Raw genomic sequence first — 18,296 nt, 5'->3', positions numbered from 1 at the left:
ACTCAGCCAAAAAGACGTTGGCGTCCGGGGATGGCTGCATTATATTGTTGAAAAGCTGATCCGTTCGGACAGAAGAAGTTACAGCCGCGCGCCAACTGCCGCGGCGCCGAACTGGATCCTCTCATGCCGTCTCCATGTGTTCTGCACGCTGTTTGCTGATCATGAGGGAAAACAGTACCATCATAAGCCCTGGAAAAGTGTCTATGGCCAGACATTCGCGTGTTCTGATACTGATTGTCGCGCTGATCATTCTTGCCGCGATGACCTCGCGGGCCCAAGTCGACCCCGGCGTTGCCGATACCGTCCGCGTCGATTCGGTCGTCACCTATACGATCAGCGGAGGAGTGATCCTTCCCGTCTACCTCACCAACGATCAACCGGTTTCAATCGTCGAAGTGACGCTGCTCCACAGCTCCGATGACGTGGTACTGGATTCGATTTCGTTTGTCGGTACACGTCTGCAATCGGCGTCGTTTCCCACCCGCCGCAAGCTCAGTGACACCACCCTCACGTTTGGCGCGGCTCCCTCGGTGGAACTCCCCGCCGGGTCCGGATTGATCGGAAAGCTCTTTTTCTCCTTCGGCCCTTCCACCATGCCGCAGCTGGTAACCTTTGATACCGTCACCGTCACGACGCCTACCAACATCGTGTATTCAAACACTCTCAAAAGCGGCAACGACCCGGTCTACGTCCCGCAGTTCGTGCCCGGTTACATAGAAATACAGGACCCGCCCCCGTCGCTCGACTCGTTGTGGGTCGACGATGCCACGGGGGTGCCGGGACAGACTTTCTTCACCGACCTGTATCTCTACAACGAACGAAACGTGCTGGACTTGACTGTTACCCTCGACTATGGCTCTGACTATATCAAGATCGACTCGATGGTCTACACCGGCACGCGGGGCGCCACCGCGATCGAGAAGCTGTTCACGCCGGTATCGTCGCTGCACCGACTTCGCCTCGATCTCGGCTGGACCGAAGGCACTCCCCTGGCCCCCGGCGCCGGACCGATCGGCCGGATGTTTTTCACCGTGGACTCCGCCGCCGTTGACACCAGCCTCAGGATCGACACCGCACAGGGACAGCCGACACTGCTGACCTTTACGGCCTCCGCGGGAGGCGAACAGATTATCCCGATCTATCATCATGGAACGGTAACCCTTCAGGTCCCAACCGATGTCGGCGACGAACCGCCGAGTGTCCTGCCCGCGCATTTCTCGCTCGAGCAGAACTACCCGAACCCGTTCAACCCGAGCACGTACATCGAATTCAGCCTCCCCCGGGCCGGCCATGTCTCGCTTGACGTCTTCAACATCCTCGGCCAGCGCGTTCGCACGCTGCTTGACCAGGCCATGCCCGCCGGCTTCCATCGCGTTGTCTTCGACGGCCGCTCGTCATCGGGTGACGAGTTGTCTACGGGCGTCTACCTGTACCGGCTGAAAACCGACGATAACGTCGCCAGCCGCAAGATGATCCTTATGAAATGATGCCGGTCGCGCTGACCGCTGCATGACCTATGAAGAAGGCCTCCCGGATCGGAAGGCCTTCTTCGTTTGGGTGAGATAGAGGGGTGTATATCAGGTCTGCTGGTTGAGACGAAAACTGTTCAAAGCTATCTCATCATTCTCTTTATTCTCACGCCGATCGGCTTCCTTATAGAACCGATCTTTCTGCCTCTCCTTGAGCTTCTCGTATATCTGGCGTTCCTGCGATGCCTTGACGAGACGCTGCCGCCGTTTCTCCGCCTCGACTTCGTATGCCCGAAGCGTCTCCCGTCCGACCAGCGTGTCGCGTTTGAGCTTCACGAGGTATCGAGAGCACAGCTGCAGATACGTCAAAGACAGATTCCCCACCTGCCGGTCGCGCTGACTGTCCAACATGGTCGAGCGGGAATCGTCGATCCGGCGAAGCTGCTCCTGCTGATCGAACACCTTCTGCAGCGCCTCGGCGTGTTCCTTCTGCCGCTCCCGCTCGCGGTGCCGCTTGATCTTCAAGAGCGACTCCATCCGATAGCGGAATCTTTTCACTTCTTCTCCTCCGCCACCGCCAGCAGGTGCGATAGGTCGGCGACGCTGCGTTCGTGATCGGTCGCTTCCATCATATCCTGCCGAAGAAACGTATTGAGATCATCGATTTTGGCAATCGCCCGGTCGATCTTCTTACTCGATCCCTTGACGTACGCGCCGACATTGATAAGGTCCTCGGATTCACGATAGGTCGCGATTATCCTGCGAACTTCAGCCGCCAGTTCCTTTTCCTGCTCCGTCGCAACCTCGGGTGCAAGGCGACTGACCGAGTCGAGGACGTCGATCGCCGGGTACTGGTTCATGGCCGCGAGCCGCCGCGACAAGGACACGTGTCCGTCGAGTATCGACCGTACCGCGTCGGAGATCGGCTCGTTCATATCGTCTCCCTCCACCAGCACCGTGTACAGGCCGGTGATCGAGCCGTGTTCCGTCATCCCGGCGCGTTCCAGAAGCACCGGCAGCATGGCGAACACCGATGGCGTGTACCCCTTGGACGCAGGAGGTTCACCGATAGCCAGTCCGACCTCCCGCTGCGCCATCGCGATACGCGTCACTGAATCGAGCAGCAACAGCACGTTTTTCCCCTGGTCCCGGAAGTACTCCGCAATCGTGGTCGCCGTCATCGCGCCCTTGATGCGCAATAAAGCGGGCTCATCGGAACTGACCGCCACCACCACTGAACGCTTCAGCCCTTCAGGTCCGAGATCACGCTCGATGAACTCACGAACCTCGCGTCCCCGTTCGCCGACCAGGGCGATAACGTTGACGTCGGCCGATGTTCCCCGGGACATCATCCCGAGCAGGACCGACTTGCCGACACCGGAGCCGGCAAATATGCCCATGCGCTGTCCGCGACCGACCGGCGTGAGCAAATCGATAGCCTTGATCCCGGTCCGCAATGGCTCTGTAATGCGCCGCCGCGCCAGGACCGGTATTGACCGCGCGCTGATCGGCCGCGTGCGCGTGCAGTTGTGCGGACCTTTGCCATCGATCGGCTGTCCAAGCCCGCCGAGCACCCGCCCGATCAACTCGTCGCCGACCGGCACGCGAAGCTGCTCGCTGGTGGACGTCACGATCGCCCCGGGCGTGATGCCCGTCAACGGCCCGTACGGCATCAGTAGTATCCGGTTGTCCCGGAACCCCACCACCTCCGCCTTGATACGGCTGCCGTCATCGCGGTTCTCGATCTGACAGAGCCGACCGATTGACACCGATGGTCCGGCGGATTCCACCACCAGCCCAACCACCTGCGTCACTTTGCCGAATTGCCGGATCGTGCTCGCCCGCGCAATCCGTTCCGCGTACATGTCGTAGGCAATGGGGTTCACGACTGATCCTCGGCCGCACGAACGGACTCCGCGATAACTTCGAACTGCGACTCCAGCCGCGCGTCGACATCGCCGTTCGGCGTCTCGATGAAACAACCGCCGAATCGAACCCGCGGATCGGGCTCGATCGTCAGTTCCTTGATCGCTGTCGAGTTCACGAGAAACCGGTCGATATTCTGCTCGACCACCGGCAGATGGTCCGGGTGAACCTTGATTTTCAATTTAGAGCGGTCGACAAGCGTGTCGATCACGCCGGCGATCAATTGCGCTGTGGATTCGCGGTCTATATCGATCGCCTCAAAGGTCACTTTCCTGCTGATCTGCACGACCAGCTCCAGAATCTTCTGCTTGGCTTCCTGCAGTATCGACTCGCGCTGGGACACCGTGTCCTTGATGGCCGCGTCGAACGTCGCAAGCACTTTGCGTGCTTCGTCCCGCCCCAGTTCGAGCCCCTCCCGGTAGCCCCGTTTGTGTCCCTCGGCGAATCCCTCCTTCCGCGCGCGCTGCAGTTCCCGCTGATACACATCCTCGATCTTGAACACCTGTTCGATCGGAATCAGCTTGGAACCGTCGACCGCGGTCATAACCGAAACCATCGGGAACAGCGCTCCCAGGGTCTTCTCGGCTTTGGCCTCCGCCACCGCGTCGCGTTGTTGCTCGCCGATCAAAATGGTCGGGGCGCTGCGGACATGTCGAATGATACTAGACAATAATATCCTCTTTGCCGCCGCGGCCGGCGATGATTATCTGTCCCTCTTCCTCGAGCCGTCTCACCGACTCCACGATACGCGACTGCGCCGCCTCGACGTCCGATAGGCGGGTCGGGCCCATAAACTCCATCTCTTCCTTGATAAGCGTGGCCACACGCTCGGAAACGTTCGAGAAGATTTTCTTCTTGACCTCTTCCGACGTTGCCTTGAGCGCCAGCGAGAGATCCTTGGTCTCCACTTCCTTGAGCAGGCGCTGAATCGACCGGTCGTCCAGCAACACGATGTCGTCGAATACGAACATCATGTTTTTGACTTCCGCGGCCAGGTCCGGATCTTCCGCCTCCAGCGACTGCAGGATATTCTTCTCCGCGCTCGTCTCGATCAGGTTCAGTATTTCGGCGATCGCCTTGGCGCCGCCCGACGCCGACAGGTCTCGTACCGCCGACGCTTCGAAATGCCCCTCGAGCGTCGCTTCTATTTCCTTGAGAATCTCGGGCGAAATCTTCTCCATCGTGGCGATTCGCAGCGCCACCTCCGCCTGCAGTTCCGGCGTCAGTTCGGAGATTACCGCCGCCGCCTGTTGCGTCGCCAGCTGCGTCAGGATAAGCGCGATTGTCTGCGGATGTTCGTTGGCGAAAAAGCCCGATAGCTGCTTGGGATCGATATCCTTCAACAGCGAAAACCCGCGCGATGCCAGCGATGATTCCAGCCGCTTCATGATCTCGTGCGCCTTGCGCGCACCAACCGCCTTTTCGAGAATCTGCGATGCGAAGTCCACGCCGCCCTGCGATATGTACTGACGCGCCATGAAGATCTGGTAACACTCGTCGATTACCCTATCCTCGATATCCGGCGGAACATCACGAAGATTGGCGATCTCGATCGTGATCCGCTCCAGTTCGTGCTCGTTCATCCCCTTGAGCACCAATGACGCCACTTCGGGACCAAACGCCACCAGGGCGATCGCCGCTTTCTGCTGCGCTGTAAGTGATTCGTATTCCATATCGCCGCCTAGTCAATCATCATGGTTTTGATGACTTTTGCGATTTCCTCTGGCCGCTCTTCGGCCGTCTTCTGCATCTGGTCCACAAGACGCGGTTTCCGCTTCTCGGCCTCGATTATGATCGGCGGCTCTTCCTCGTCCTGGATCGCCTGTACCGTCACCGGCTGAGGCTTGGGTGCCGGCGGCGGGGGCGGCGGCAGGATCGCCGCAAGCGCCTTGAAAAGCTTCGAGGACTTCTTCTTCAGGTACAACAATCCGAATATCAGTAACAGGACCAGGCCAACCTTCTTGGCGATCTCCCAGTAAAACTCACGCACGTACATCGAGTCGAGCGCCTGCTGGTCGTTTTCCAGATTCTGCCGGTCAAATGCGATGTTGACCATCTCGATCTGGTCGTTCCGGGTCTGGTCGAATCCTACCGCGTTCCGTACAATCGACGCCAGCCGGTCAAGCTCATCCTGTGACCGAGGCTGGTATATCTGCTCTGCGGTACCGCCGGACCCCTCGACCGCTGAATAGGTGCCGTCCACCAGCACCGCGACCGACAGCCGGTCGATCGTCCCGACCGCATTGATAATGTGCTCAACCGTCTTGTTTAATTCATAGTTTGTGATCGTCGTTTCCGTGCCCTCGTCGGACGTGCTCTCCGACGCCTCCTCGGCCTTGTCCGAGGATGTCGCCGTCTGCCGGGTCCGTTCCTCGGATCGAATCGACGGTGCGTTGGGGTCGTACGACTCGGCCGTGCGCTCCAGTTGCTGGAAATTCAGGTCGGCCGTGACGCGAATGATCGCGTTCCCCGGTCCCAGCACGCCGTCCAGCATCGACTGCGCCTTGTCCTCGAGATAATCTTCCACCTGCTGGCGCACTTCGAGCTGCGATGACGACAACCCCGCCAGCCGATCGTCCTCCTGCCCGGAGGAAAGCAGATTGCCGTCATAATCGACTATGGTGATGTTGCCGGGCTTGAGACCCTCCACCGATGACGCCACCAGGTGCGAGATCCCCTGCAGCTGACGCTTCGACAGGCCGCTCACACCGGACAGCTTCAGCACCACCGACGCGGTCGGCTCTTTCTGATCCTGCCGGAACAGACGTTCCTTCGGCATCACGATATGGACACGGGCCGCCTTCACCTCGTTCATCTGCGTGATCGTGCGCGTCAATTCTCCCTCGAGCGCCCTGCGAAAATTGAGATTCTGAAGGAAATCCGTCATACCGAGGTTGTTCTGGTCGAATATGGAATACCCGACCGTGCCCGCGCTGGGAAGTCCTTCCGACGCCAGCGCCAGACGTACCCGGTACACCTCTCCCGACGGCACTTCGATCGTCCCGCCGTTGTCCTTCAACTGGTAAGGGATCTTCTGCTCGGTTAAATAGGTGACGATGTCGCCCGCTTCCTTCTGGTCGAGATCCGTATACAGCCGGGCATACGTCACCGACCCCAGCCACCCGGCCAGCAGGATACCGCCGACAATCGTACCCGCGACAATGCCCAGCAACAACATCACCTGGCTGGGCGTCATCCGGGAGGTGAACTCTCCGAGATTCTTGAACAGACTCTTGAGGTATTCCATAGTACTTCCTATTTACAGTCCCGACGACAGTCCCTTGCCGCCGTTCGCCCGTGACCTTTTACATCGGCATACTCATCACTTCGTTGAAACCGGTCAGCAGCCGGTTTCGAATCTCCAGCAGCAAATCCATCGCGACGCCGGCCTGCTCGAGCTTGATCATCACGTCATGCAGTTCGACCGGATCGCCGTTGAGCAGCGCTTCCTGCACCGCGCCGGCGTCGACCTGCAAATCGTTGACGTTGTGAAGCAATTGTCCGAGCAGGTCGGTGAACTTTCCCTCTTTCGGCGGCGCCACCTCGGACGGAGTCACGATAACCGGCTTGACGCCCGCCTGCTCGATCAGCCCCGGCACCAGCCGGTTGATCGGATTTATACCGCTGCTCATGATCAGACCTTTACGTCTACCAGTCGACCCACCGTCGGCCGTGCATTGCCGCCCGATCCCGTGAAACGACCGGTCTCCTGGAACCGCGCAAACAACAACTCCATCGCCTTGCGCTCGGCCTCACTCAAATACTCGGCATAACTGCCCGACGGCCCCTGGACCGCGAGCTTCGAACCGAGCGACTGCTGCGGCTCGATCGCCAGCTCGGCGCGCGCGGCCGCCTGCGGCGTCGATGTCGCGGGCTGCTGCGACGCGCTGTCGCGACGTGTCAGATGCTGGTACGTCTGAATACCAAGCGGATTAACCTTCATTTCCTTATCCCCTTCTCACTATATGTCGAGAGCGTCCTGCGCCATCTTCTTGGCGGTCGAAATCGCCACCGTGTTGGCCTCGTACGCTCGCGAGGCAGACATCATATCTACCATTTCATTGATGATCTCGATATCCGGCATCTTCACGAACCCCTCCTCGTCCGCCTGCGGATGCGACGGGTCGTACACGAGACGGAAACTCGACGCCGGGTCGCGCACTTCTTCCATCTCCGCGGTCGACAGCTCCAGCCGGTCGCCCGTCTTCAGGACGTGCCCCGGACGGTGCGCCGTGTTGGTGCGAACGAGTTTGGTATCGGGACGTTTCAAAGCGTTGTTGAAGCTGTCCTGGAATGTTTCTTCCTTGACAAGCACACGCTTGCGCCGGTACGGCCCGCCTTCCCGCGTTTCGGTCGTCTCGGCGTTGGCCAGATTCTGCGCCGTAACGTCCATCTTGGCGCGCTGTATCGTCAAGCCTCGGGCGGAAATATCGAATGATGTCAGCACCGATCCCATGACGCCTCCTTTACCTGCTGGTGATCGCCTTCCGCAGACCGTCAAACTTCTTTTGCAGCAGCCGCGCTGCCACCGTAAACATCAGCTCGTTCTCGGCCATGCGCGTGACTTCCTGATCGATGTCGACCGAGTTCATCTCGCCGACCTCGACATTCGTGCTGTGCACTCTGGGAGATTTCTGCGGATGCTGACCCAGCGGCAGATGACCGGCGTCGGTGGTGTATCCAACCAGGTGCGACGTATTGCCGTTCGCTCGCTGGATTTCCTTCTGAAAATCAATTCCCTGCGATTCGTAGCCGGGCGTCGACACATTGGCCACGTTGCTCGATATCAGCTTGTGGCGGAGCGACGTCAGATTGAGAAAATTGCGGTACTGCGGCACCCCGACCTTGCTGAAAATCATCTGTGTCAGCTTGTTTTCCATAATTCACCCAAAAAAGCCACACGACTTCAACGGCGAATTAAGCAAGCCCCGTGCCAGAGCCCCGGGCGTCTCGTCTAACGCCTTAACACCAAACGAATTACGGATAGATTGCGATAACCGGCCCGGCGGGTGAATAACGTGCCGGCGGAAAGAAACTCCCGCCCGATGGGAAGATTTTACTTCTGCGCCGTCATCTCGTATAACGACGACGATGGTTCCTTGAGGGTCAGTTCCATGGTCAACACGACAATGTCGACACGACGGTTACGGGCCCGGTTCTCAACCGAGTTGTTCGGCGCCACCGGCCGAAACTGACCATACCCGAGCGCGGAAATCCGACTCGGTGGTATCCCGTGAACATCCGTAAAATAACGGACCACTTCCGTCGCCCGCGCCGACGACAACTCCCAGTTGGACGGGTACACCGCCGTGTTGATCGGCGTGTCATCGGTATGCCCCTCGATCCGAAGGTGATTCGGAAGCGGTTTGGCCATGTCGGCGACTACATCAAGCACCCGCCGCGCCTTGGGCTCCAGCGACGACGACCCCGGTTTGAACAGGGCCGACTCCATGACATGGACCACCAGCCCGCGCTCGGTGACCTCGGTGGCAATCTCCAACTCCTCGTTGGCGGACTTGAAACGCGCCTCCACATGCCGCTGAATCATCTTCAGATCGCCGATATTCAGCAAACCGTGACCGGTCTTCGTCGCATTCGCCTGCTCCTTCAGAATGCTCTCCCCGCCGCGCAGTACCCCCGTCAGCGCCTCGGTCATCTTTCCGAATTTCTTGGCGTCCAGCTGCGACATCGAGTACATCACGATGAAAAATGCCAGTAGGAGCGTGATCAGATCGGCGTACGTCAGAAGCCACCGATCGAGATTCTCGTCGTCCTCTTCTCCGGAACGATACTTGCGCTTCATGTTACTCGTTGTCCTTCCGCTCGACCGGCTCGATGAACGACAGAAGTCGGCGGCGGATATTCCGCGGATTCTCACCGGACTGGATCGCGACAGCGCCCTCGGTGATCAGTTCCAGATGCGCGGATTCCTCGTCGAGTCGCAAGCGAAGTTTGTCGGACACGGGCAGAAAGAAGATGTTGGCCAGACCCACTCCCCAAAGGGTGGCGATGAAAGCGGCCGCGATTGCCGCCGCCATACGCGATGCGTCGCTGGTGTTGCTCAGTGTGTGCACCAGACCCAGCACGGTGCCGAGTATCCCCATCGTCGGCGAAAACCCGCCCGCCTTGCGAAAGAAGTAAATCCCTTTCTTCTCCCGCTCGGCCGCGTACGCGCTCTCGATTTCCAGTATGTCTCGAAGCGTGTTTACTTCCGTGCCGTCGACCACGAGCTGCAACGCTTTCTTGAGAAACGGATCGCGCTCCCGCCTCAGATCGTTCTCGAGCCCCAGTATTCCCTCCCGCCGCGCTTTCTCGGCGAGATGGACGATCCGTTCAATCGTGTCAGTGAAGCGATAGCTCGTTCCGGACAGCGCGCGACGCAGATACCCCGGAACCTGGCGGACCGTGTCCATCGAGGTCGTCACGATCGTCGCGCCAAGCGTCCCCCCGATCACGATCAGCATGGGTGCACCGAGAAAGATGGTGGCGAAGTTGCCGCCCTCCAGGTGGTACGCGCCGCCGATGGCGGCCACCGCCAGCAACATCCCGATAATCGTTGCGAAATCCATGCGTATTTTATCCGGTGCCGGTGTCCAGAATTCGCACATCCATCCAGTTGGCTGTACGTACCCCTTTTATCGGCATGATGTAAGGTTTCTGTACCGGGGAGTGAGAGCCGCCGGCGGACCCGAAAGCCCGCCGGGGATAATCAGTTGGTGCCGGACTCGACCATGTCGGCCGGCTCGCCGTCGAAATCCTTGAGAATATTGCGTATCGTTCGCGTCGTGATACCCAGCATCTCCGCCGCCCGCGTCTTGTTCCCCTGACACTTCTCAAGCGTCTTGAGAATCAGGTAGCGCTTGCCGTCCTCGAGCGTCATCGGAACCTGCAGCCCCGCGCCGTTTCCGGCCTCGCCGTACGCCAGACTGGCCGGAAAATCGTCTTCGGTCAAATAGTCCTCGCGGCACGTTATGACCGCCCGTTCGATATAGTTCTCCAGCTGCCGGACATTGCCCGGCCAGTTGTATTTCATCAGCAGCTTGAGCGCATTGTCGTCGATCCCCTTGACCGACCGCCCGTTCTGCTCGTTGCTTTTCTGGACAAAGTGAGTCGCCAGAAGCGGAATGTCCTCTTTCCGCTCTGCCAGCGTCGGGATATGGATCGGCACCACATCCAGCCGGTAGAACAAGTCCTCGCGGAACCGGCCCGACGCTATCTCTTCCTTCAGGTTGCGGTTCGAGGTCGCTACCAGCCGCACGTCCACCTGGATCGTCTGCGACGACCCCACCCGCTCGAACTCACGCTCCTGGATTACGCGCAAAAGCTTCGCCTGCAGATTGAGCGGCATCTCCGAAATCTCGTCCAGCAACAGCGTGCCGCCGTCCGCCAGCTCGAACCGACCACGGGTCGTCTTCTTCGCATCCGTAAACGCGCCTTTCTCGTACCCGAACAACTCGGATTCCACCAGATTCTCCGGCAGCACGGCGCAGTTCAATCGGATAAACGGCATCTCCCGACGGTTGGAGGTGTAATGTATCGCTCTGGCCACCATCTCCTTGCCGGTTCCGGAATCGCCCGTAATCAACACCGTTGCCCGCGCGTCGGCGATCGTCTGGATGCGGTCGAATATCTCCTTCATCGCCCCGGACTTACCGATAATGTTCTGGAATCGATACGCCAGGTCACGCTTCAGGACCGCGTTCTCCGCCTTCAAATTGAGCATCTCGGTGATTCGCTGAAGAATGTGTTCCAGCGTATCCGGCAGGACCGGCTTCAGCAGAAAGTCGTGCGCGCCCTTCTTGATCGCGTCCACCGCCGTCTCCACCGACCCGTACGCGGTCATCATCACCACCACTGCCTCCGGCGTGTGCTGACGAATGTGCTCTAATAGCGTGATGCCGTCCATCTGCTTCATCTTCAGATCCGTCAGGACGATATCATACGGCTGTTCCCTGATCGCATCGAGTGCCTCTTCACCGGACAACACCGACCGGCAGGCGTACCCCGCCCGCTGGATCGTCTCCACGAGAAACTCGTTGACCAGGCTGTCGTCGTCGACTACCAGAACCGAATACGTCATCCGCAACACTCCCTATGCTTCGTGAGACCAGGTCGGCGTCGCCGAGGGTGTTTCGATCCGTACAGGCAGCAATAAGGTGAACACCGCGCCGCCCGACGCGCCGTTATCTGCAAATATGTCACCACCGTGTGCTTTCATGATCTTCCAGGCCATCGCCAGGCCCAGGCCGTTGCCGCCCGGCTTGGTCGTGAAAAACGGCGCAAACAGCTTCTCCCGCTGTCCCTCGGGCACCCCCGGGCCGTTGTCCGCAACCGTGACCTCTACCGCCGTCTGGTCCTGCGCCAGTATCAGCCGGCCGCCGTAATCACGCGCCGCTGTCGTGCGTGGCAGCTTCCGGAATCGGATCGTGATGACCGGCTTGTCGTCGTGCGCCTCTATGGCGTTCGTGAACAGGTTGAACATCATCTGCCGCAGGAGCATCGGGTCGCACGTCACCAGCACGGCGGCTCCGTCGTCGGCGACCTGCGAGCGAATGTCAAATTTCACCCCCCGCGCCAGCTCCGGCTGATCGTAGCGAAACTGCTCCACCGTGCGGCGGACAAACGTCCCGAAATCGACCGGCTCGCTGTTGACCTCGTCGAATCGCGTGTAATTCAGAAGCGATGTCACCGTCTGGTTGAGCGATTCCACCCCCCGCGATATCTTCGCCACCAGCTTCTGGCGCGGATCGTCCGGCGCCAGATCCCGCTTCAAAAATGCCGCGAAACCGCTGATCCCCGTCAGCGGATTCCGAACCTCATGCGCGATCGTCGCCGCCATCTCCCCCAGCGCCGCCAGCGTGTTCAACCGCGCCAGCTCCTGTTCCATCTGCTTCATCTTCGTCAGGTCATGAAAGACTTCGATCGCCCCGGTGGGCCGATCGTCGTCGTCATGCAGGATCGCCGTCGATACCGATACCATCAGTCGTCCCCCGTCGGCCGACTGCCACACCTTGTCGATTCCGGACACCGCCTTCCCGGATTCGGCCGCCCGCAATGCATTGGCATCGCTCGGCTGGCCCGGTGGCAACAGCTCGCGGTACTGCCGGCCAACCACATCACGGGCGCTCAGGCCAAGCAGCCGCTCCGCCGCCGGATTGAAATGCGTCACCCGGCCGTCCATATCGACCGCCACCACTCCCGCCGTGATTGCATCAAGGATGTTGTGAAGAAACGACGTCGCCTTCAGATTGCGCTGTGTCGCATCCAGCAACTTCCCGTTGGTCTCGGCGAGCAGACGGTTCTGTGCGGCGAACTCGTCCTTCAGGGTTATGTATTGACGCTGCAATGAGTTAACGACACGACTGAACGATGCGTAGGACTCGGTGAAACGGCTGATCTCGTCGCCCTCCATGGCAGGAAATGCAGCCGGGCTGTAGCGCTCTTCCATGTACTTCCTCATCCAGTTGGCTGAGTGCATGGTGGGCGCGAGCGCCCGCGGATTCAACAAAAACTTTAGCTAAAAATAGCTTAGCAGCTCGTCGGACACCGTATCAATCGAGGTGATGTGATCGGCAAGGTTGGCTTCGATTACCGCCCGCGGCATCCCGTACACCACGCACGATTCCTCGTTCTGCGCTATCAGGACGCCGCCTCGTTCCTTCAGATTGCGCGCGCCGACCAGCCCGTTTGAACCCATGCCGGTGAGCATCACACCCATCGTCGCACGTGCGAATTCGTCGGCCACGGAATTGAAAAGCACGTCGACACACGGATGATACAGTGTCTCCTTCGGCTCCGGAGACACCCGAATCAGGGCCTTCGTCCCGCGCTTTTTCACTGTCAGGTGCTGACCGCCCGGCGCAATCAACACGGTCGCCGGCTCCAGTGTCTCACCGTCGACCGCCTCGCGAACGCTCACCTTGGACAAACCGTTCAATCGGTCCGCAAGAGACTTCGTGAACATCGGCGGCATGTGCTGTGCAATCACAACCCCTACCGGCAGATTCCCCGGCAGGGCCGGAATCACCTTCTGCAGCGCCGGCGGCCCGCCGGTCGATGAACCGATCGCAATTATATCGATCGGATGCTGCCGCTTGCCGACCACCCGGGGCCTGTCGATCGACACATGCGTATAACTGCGCGTCGCCGGGGGCGCTGCAACCGGGGCGGCGGTCGATGATGCCAGCCGCGAAAACTGGCGCTGGCGGTACATCGCCATCAGGCGGTGCTTCCGTTTGACGATGTCCTTGATCTTCGTCAGAAGATCGTCCCGAATCTTGACGATATCCAGACTGACATACGAACTTTGCTTGGGGATGAAGTCAACCGCTCCGAGCTCCAGCGCCTCCAGCGTCGCCTCGGCCCCCTCGGTTGTAATCGACGAGATCATCATCACCGGCGTGGGACACTTGAGCATGATTTCGCGAAGCGCCGCCAGCCCGTCCATGCGCGGCATCTCGATATCCATCGTTACCAGATCGGGCTTGAGCAGGCGGACCTTCTCCACCCCCTCTTCCCCGTCACGTGCCGTGCCGACCACCTTCAACGCCGGGTCGGACTCCAGCATCATGCTGATCGCTTTGCGCATGAACGCGGAATCGTCCACGACCAGTATGCGGATGGTTTCGATCGGTTTGTCGATGCTCACGCCGGTAGCTCCCGTCCGCCTCAGTTGACTTTCCGGGCCAGATTGAACAGCCCGATCAGATCGACAATCAGCCGAATGCGTCCGTCACCGAGGATCGTCGCCCCCGCGATTCCCTCGGCCCCGCCCAAATAGTCTCCGAGCGACTTGATCACCACCTCTTCCTGACCGAGGAAGCGATCGATATTGATACCGAGCTTCTTCTCGGCCAGGCCGACCACCACGATATACGGCTTTTCGGTCAGGGTGAAACCCGATGCCTGCGTCCGAAGGATGCCGCCCATATTGACCACCGGAATGATTTCGTCGCGCAGCCGGAATACCGGCCGCTGGTTGACATAGTAAATCTGCGCGTGGTCCGTTTTGACCGTCTCGTGCACCGACGAGAGCGGCAGTATGTATACCTCGCCGTCGGATTCAACCAGAAGCCCCTGGATAATCGCCAGGGTGAGCGGCAGCTTGATCGAAATCGTCGTCCCTTCACCCCGCGCCGACTCCAGCTCGATCATGCCGTTGAGCTTCTCGATATTGGTCCGAACGACGTCCATCCCGACCCCCCGTCCGGACACATCCGTTATCTTCTTCGCCGTGGAGAAACCCGCCTCGAAGATGTAAGAGAACACCTCCCGGTCGGCCATCCTGTCCACCTCCGCGCGACCGGCGAGACCGCGCTCGACCGCCTTCGTGCGGATCGCATCAACATCCAGCCCGCGACCGTCGTCACGGATCTTGATCACGATATTGGAGCCTTCCTGACTCGCGCTGAGCCAGACCGTGCCCTTCGCCGGCTTGCCGGCGGCGACACGCTCCTCGGGCGGCTCGATCCCGTGATCGCACGAATTCCGGATCAGGTGCACCAGCGGGTCACCAATCTCCTCGATCACGGACTTGTCCAGTTCGGTGTCCTCTCCGGACATGATCAGTTCGATCTGCTTGCCCGCGTCGCGGGACAGGTCCCGAACCTGCCGCGGAAACCGGCTGAAGACCTTTCCCACCGGCTGCATGCGCATCTTCATGACGGCCAACTGCAGTTCCGTGGTGATATAGTTCACCGCCGCCGCCGACTGGTTAACACGCTCGAAATCTTCAACCCCGGCCTCCGGGCCAAGCTTGCTTACCGTCTGCATCAGCGAATTCCGGCCCAGCACCAGTTCGCCCATGAGGTTCATCAGCGAATCGAGCCGGTTGACATCCACCCGAATCGTCTGGTCGCCGGTCGCCTTGCGCTCGTGACCAACCCTGCGCGCCGGTGACGTGCCCGGCTCGCTCGCGGACGCCTCACTGACAACCTCGGGCTCGGAGTACGATTCCGTGTGCTCTATTACCGGCGCGACCGGCGCAACCTCCGCGGTCCGGACCGCCGTCGGCGCGGCCTTCGATGCCGCCTGCCCGCCGATCGCAGCTTCCAGACGCTGTGTTATCTCGGTCAGATCGATCGTCTCGCCGTTGCCTTCTCGCACGTTGCCCAGCAGCTGCTTCAGAATGTCCACCGACGCCAGCAGCAGGTCCATGATTTCCGCCGTCACTACCATCTCGGACTTGCGCAGCTTGTTGAGAACGTCTTCCATCCTGTGCGTCAGGCTTGACACCTGGTCGAATCCGAGAAAGCTCGACGTTCCCTTGATCGTGTGGGCGGCGCGGAATATCTCGTTGAGCAGATCCAGGTCGTGCGGCGACGTCTCCAGTGTCACGAGATTGGTATCCAGCGAATTGATCAGTTCGTCCGCCTCGACCATAAACTCGTCGATTATCTCCTTCATGTCGTCGAGACCGATATCCATATCGCTGCTCATATATATCTCCTGGACGGCTCAGCGCCGTTTCTTCTCACGCTCGAACAGTGAATCGATATCTTCCTGCTCGGTCCGTTTGTCCGCAAAATCGGCGTGGGGATCGAACACCCGCAGCCGCTTCTCTCTGACGTCGCCCTGGTCGTCGCCGATCTCTGCACCCTGACCGTTGAGCGCCGCGACTATCCGCTTGAGCTTCTCCTCGATATCTTCCAGCAGCGATGCCGCGTGGTTCATCTGCTGGGCCGTGATATCCTGAAACTGCAGGGCGTCCATGATCATGTATGCGTCGTTCAAATTCGTTTCCGCCTTGCTCCGGATGGCGTCGATCACCCCGACTACCTGTTCGTGGCTCCCCCCGTCGACCCCCTTGCGGATCTCGCCGAGACCCGCGATGATCTCCTCCTCGCGCTGGGTGATACGCTCCACCCTGTCGAGCATCTGGTGCGCCGCCGCCTCGGTCTGCTCGCTGATCTTGTCGAGTTGGTCCGTGGCCATCGGCACCTTTTCCTGCGACTCGACCAGCGGGTTTTTCACCTGCCGGAAACTGTCGACTACCTTGATGACGGCTTCGGATAGCTCGCTGATCTCGCGCTGTATCTTGGCCTGAAGCGTTTCTGGGCCGGACATAGTTCTCCTCCTCGAATCCGTGCTGCCTTATCCTGCCAGGATGGACTCAATTTTCTCTTTGAGTGTGTCCGGCGTGAACGGTTTGACGATATAATTGTTGACCCCCGCCTTCATGGCTTCCAGTATGTCGTCCTTGACCGAACGGGTCGTCACCATCAGAATGGGAAGGTTCTTGTATTCTTCCATCGACCGCAGCGTCGTCACGAACGTCAGTCCGTCCATCTCCGGCATGTTCCAGTCGGTGATCACGAAATTCACCGGCTCGACCTTCATCTTGGCCAGCGCATCCTTGCCGTCGTTGGCCTCGACCACGTTCTGAAACCCGGCACGCTTGAGCGTGTTGATTATGATGCGCCGCATGGTAGGGCTGTCATCAACCGCAAGTATCTTGAGGTCCGCCACGCTTCCTCCTTACCAAACGCTGATTGTTCTCTCACTTCAGGTACTTCGAAACCTCGGACAACAGCAACTGCGACTTGAACGGCTTCACCAGATACGAAGTCGCGCCCACCTCGATGCCCCGCTGCCGATCCGCTTCGCCCTCTTCCGAAGACAATATGATGATCGGCGTCTCGCGGTGCTGATCGTTGCTCCGAAGAGTCTCGATCAGCCCGTACCCGTCGAGGTTCGGCATATTCAGGTCGGTTATCACGAGATCTACGCTCTCCGCCAGGTTCGACAGCTTCTCGATTGCGTCCATGCCGTCGCAGGCGGTCACCACGTTGTAACCGCCGCTCTTCAGGGAGAAACTCACGAACTTCACGACAGTCGGAGAATCATCGACGACGAGAATTGTCTGACTCATTGCATCAGTCCTGTATGTTTAGCCCGTATCTTCATTTTCCCGCGGCCGCCGGCTGCTTGATCTTGCTCAACAGGTCCAGCGCCCGGCTCGCGCCGCCCCCCTCGCCCCGAGGCGCCGCCGCCGTGCGCGCCGTTGATACCGCGCCAGATTTGGTCGCGGCCGATTCGGACGCCTCTTTCTGGTACACTAGCGCGTTCTTGAAATACACCAGCTTGAACGCTTTCGATATGCCGTGCAGCGTCTCGGAATGCCCGATATACAGGTAACCGCCCGGACGAAGGTTGTTGAAAAAGCCCCGCACGAGCTGCTTTTTCACCTCGTCGGAAAAGTAAATCATCACGTTCCGACAAAATATCGCGTCCATGTTGTTCATGAACGACACCTTGCGCTGGTCATTCAGGTTCAACTGCGAATACTTCACCAGCGCCTTCACCTCCGGATTGACCCGGTAGCTCTCCCCCGATTTCGTGAAGTGCTTCGCCAGAAGATATGACGGCACGTTCCGTAGCGTCAGCCCCTGGTACTCCCCGTGACGCGCCTTCTGCAGAATCTCCTCGGAAATGTCCGATGCGAAAATCTCGACATTCCAGCCCGCCAGAAGCGGCTTCTCCTTGATCATGATCGCCAGCGTGTACGGCTCCTCGCCCGACGAACACCCGGCCGACCAGATCCGAATCGAACGACTCCCCTCCGCCGTCTTGTCCTTCACGATCAGCGGCAGTGCTTCCTCCGAAAACGACAGCAACTGCGGCTCGTTGCGATAGAAACTGGTCTCGTTGGTCGTGACCAGGTCCATCAAAATATTGAATTCCTTGAGCGACAGGTCGTACTTGACGTGATAGAAATAGTCGCGCACGGATTTGATGTCGAGTTGCTCCATCCGCTTCTGCAGACGGTTCTTCACGAGATACATCTTGTTCTCTGCGAAGAAGATGCCGCTGCGCTCGTGAATGAAATCACGAATCATCGTGAATTCTTCCGGCGTCATCTGAAGGTCTGGCGTCTGACCGGTAATCATGTGTCCGCCCTCT

General features: G+C 59.4%; 20 protein-coding genes. 1 reads left to right on the top strand and 19 read right to left on the bottom strand.

Annotated elements, in window-relative coordinates; all coding sequences use genetic code 11:
• Positions 1-203 precede the first annotated feature (203 nt).
• Complete coding sequence (locus RBT76_10245; protein ID MDX9858162.1) at positions 204-1,487, top strand: T9SS type A sorting domain-containing protein; 1,284 nt, start codon at positions 204-206, stop codon at positions 1,485-1,487.
• 90 nt (positions 1,488-1,577) lie between these two features.
• Here RBT76_10245 and fliJ read toward each other — a convergent pair whose 3' ends face one another.
• The 19 genes from fliJ to RBT76_10150 form a co-directional block, all read right to left on the bottom strand.
• Positions 1,578-2,027, bottom strand: a complete 450-nt coding sequence (gene fliJ / locus RBT76_10240) for a flagellar export protein FliJ (protein MDX9858161.1) — start codon at positions 2,025-2,027, stop codon at positions 1,578-1,580.
• Complete coding sequence (locus RBT76_10235) at positions 2,024-3,334, bottom strand: FliI/YscN family ATPase (GenBank protein MDX9858160.1); 1,311 nt, start codon at positions 3,332-3,334, stop codon at positions 2,024-2,026. The genes fliJ and RBT76_10235 overlap by 4 nt, the downstream gene beginning before the upstream one ends.
• A gap of 17 nt (positions 3,335-3,351) precedes the next feature.
• Positions 3,352-4,065: a FliH/SctL family protein gene (locus RBT76_10230; GenBank protein ID MDX9858159.1), complete on the bottom strand. Its 714-nt coding sequence runs from the start codon at positions 4,063-4,065 to the stop codon at positions 3,352-3,354.
• Positions 4,058-5,068 carry a flagellar motor switch protein FliG gene (gene fliG, locus RBT76_10225; protein MDX9858158.1) on the bottom strand — a complete coding sequence of 337 codons (1,011 nt, stop codon included), beginning with the start codon at positions 5,066-5,068 and terminating at the stop codon, positions 4,058-4,060. The genes RBT76_10230 and fliG overlap by 8 nt, the downstream gene beginning before the upstream one ends.
• A gap of 8 nt (positions 5,069-5,076) precedes the next feature.
• Positions 5,077-6,642, bottom strand: coding sequence for a flagellar basal-body MS-ring/collar protein FliF (fliF, locus tag RBT76_10220; GenBank protein ID MDX9858157.1), 1,566 nt, complete (start codon positions 6,640-6,642; stop codon positions 5,077-5,079).
• Between the two features lie 58 nt (positions 6,643-6,700).
• The gene (gene fliE / locus RBT76_10215; protein MDX9858156.1) at positions 6,701-7,027 is read right to left on the bottom strand and encodes a flagellar hook-basal body complex protein FliE; all 327 of its coding nucleotides are present in this window, start codon (positions 7,025-7,027) and stop codon (positions 6,701-6,703) included.
• 2 nt (positions 7,028-7,029) lie between these two features.
• On the bottom strand, positions 7,030-7,338 hold the full coding sequence (locus RBT76_10210) for a hypothetical protein (protein MDX9858155.1): 309 nt from the start codon (positions 7,336-7,338) through the stop codon (positions 7,030-7,032).
• Positions 7,339-7,356: 18 nt separating this feature from the next.
• A complete protein-coding gene (gene flgC / locus RBT76_10205; GenBank protein ID MDX9858154.1) occupies positions 7,357-7,851 on the bottom strand; it encodes a flagellar basal body rod protein FlgC in 495 nt (164 codons plus the stop codon).
• 10 nt (positions 7,852-7,861) lie between these two features.
• Positions 7,862-8,275 (bottom strand): flagellar basal body rod protein FlgB, encoded by a 414-nt coding sequence (gene flgB, locus RBT76_10200; protein MDX9858153.1) that lies wholly within the window; start codon positions 8,273-8,275, stop codon positions 7,862-7,864.
• Positions 8,276-8,451: 176 nt separating this feature from the next.
• The gene (locus RBT76_10195) at positions 8,452-9,198 is read right to left on the bottom strand and encodes an OmpA family protein (GenBank protein ID MDX9858152.1); all 747 of its coding nucleotides are present in this window, start codon (positions 9,196-9,198) and stop codon (positions 8,452-8,454) included.
• Position 9,199: 1 nt separating this feature from the next.
• The gene (locus RBT76_10190; GenBank protein ID MDX9858151.1) at positions 9,200-9,964 is read right to left on the bottom strand and encodes a flagellar motor protein; all 765 of its coding nucleotides are present in this window, start codon (positions 9,962-9,964) and stop codon (positions 9,200-9,202) included.
• A gap of 140 nt (positions 9,965-10,104) precedes the next feature.
• Positions 10,105-11,475, bottom strand: a complete 1,371-nt coding sequence (locus RBT76_10185; GenBank protein ID MDX9858150.1) for a sigma-54 dependent transcriptional regulator — start codon at positions 11,473-11,475, stop codon at positions 10,105-10,107.
• 12 nt (positions 11,476-11,487) lie between these two features.
• Complete coding sequence (locus tag RBT76_10180) at positions 11,488-12,843, bottom strand: ATP-binding protein (GenBank protein MDX9858149.1); 1,356 nt, start codon at positions 12,841-12,843, stop codon at positions 11,488-11,490.
• 69 nt (positions 12,844-12,912) lie between these two features.
• Positions 12,913-14,043 carry a chemotaxis response regulator protein-glutamate methylesterase gene (locus tag RBT76_10175; protein MDX9858148.1) on the bottom strand — a complete coding sequence of 377 codons (1,131 nt, stop codon included), beginning with the start codon at positions 14,041-14,043 and terminating at the stop codon, positions 12,913-12,915.
• Between the two features lie 20 nt (positions 14,044-14,063).
• The gene (locus RBT76_10170) at positions 14,064-15,833 is read right to left on the bottom strand and encodes a chemotaxis protein CheA (GenBank protein ID MDX9858147.1); all 1,770 of its coding nucleotides are present in this window, start codon (positions 15,831-15,833) and stop codon (positions 14,064-14,066) included.
• 18 nt (positions 15,834-15,851) lie between these two features.
• On the bottom strand, positions 15,852-16,460 hold the full coding sequence (locus RBT76_10165) for a protein phosphatase CheZ (GenBank protein MDX9858146.1): 609 nt from the start codon (positions 16,458-16,460) through the stop codon (positions 15,852-15,854).
• Positions 16,461-16,487: 27 nt separating this feature from the next.
• Entirely contained in the window at positions 16,488-16,862 is a 375-nt protein-coding gene (locus tag RBT76_10160) for a response regulator (GenBank protein MDX9858145.1), read from the bottom strand.
• A gap of 31 nt (positions 16,863-16,893) precedes the next feature.
• A complete protein-coding gene (locus tag RBT76_10155; GenBank protein MDX9858144.1) occupies positions 16,894-17,265 on the bottom strand; it encodes a response regulator in 372 nt (123 codons plus the stop codon).
• A gap of 31 nt (positions 17,266-17,296) precedes the next feature.
• Positions 17,297-18,283: a protein-glutamate O-methyltransferase CheR gene (locus tag RBT76_10150; GenBank protein MDX9858143.1), complete on the bottom strand. Its 987-nt coding sequence runs from the start codon at positions 18,281-18,283 to the stop codon at positions 17,297-17,299.
• Positions 18,284-18,296 lie beyond the last annotated feature (13 nt).

Source organism: Candidatus Zixiibacteriota bacterium, from assembly GCA_034003725.1.
Taxonomy (GTDB): Bacteria; Zixibacteria; MSB-5A5; order GN15; family FEB-12; genus WJMS01.
Note: the sequence above shows the minus strand (reverse complement) of the source record. Positions and strands in the feature narration are given on the sequence as shown.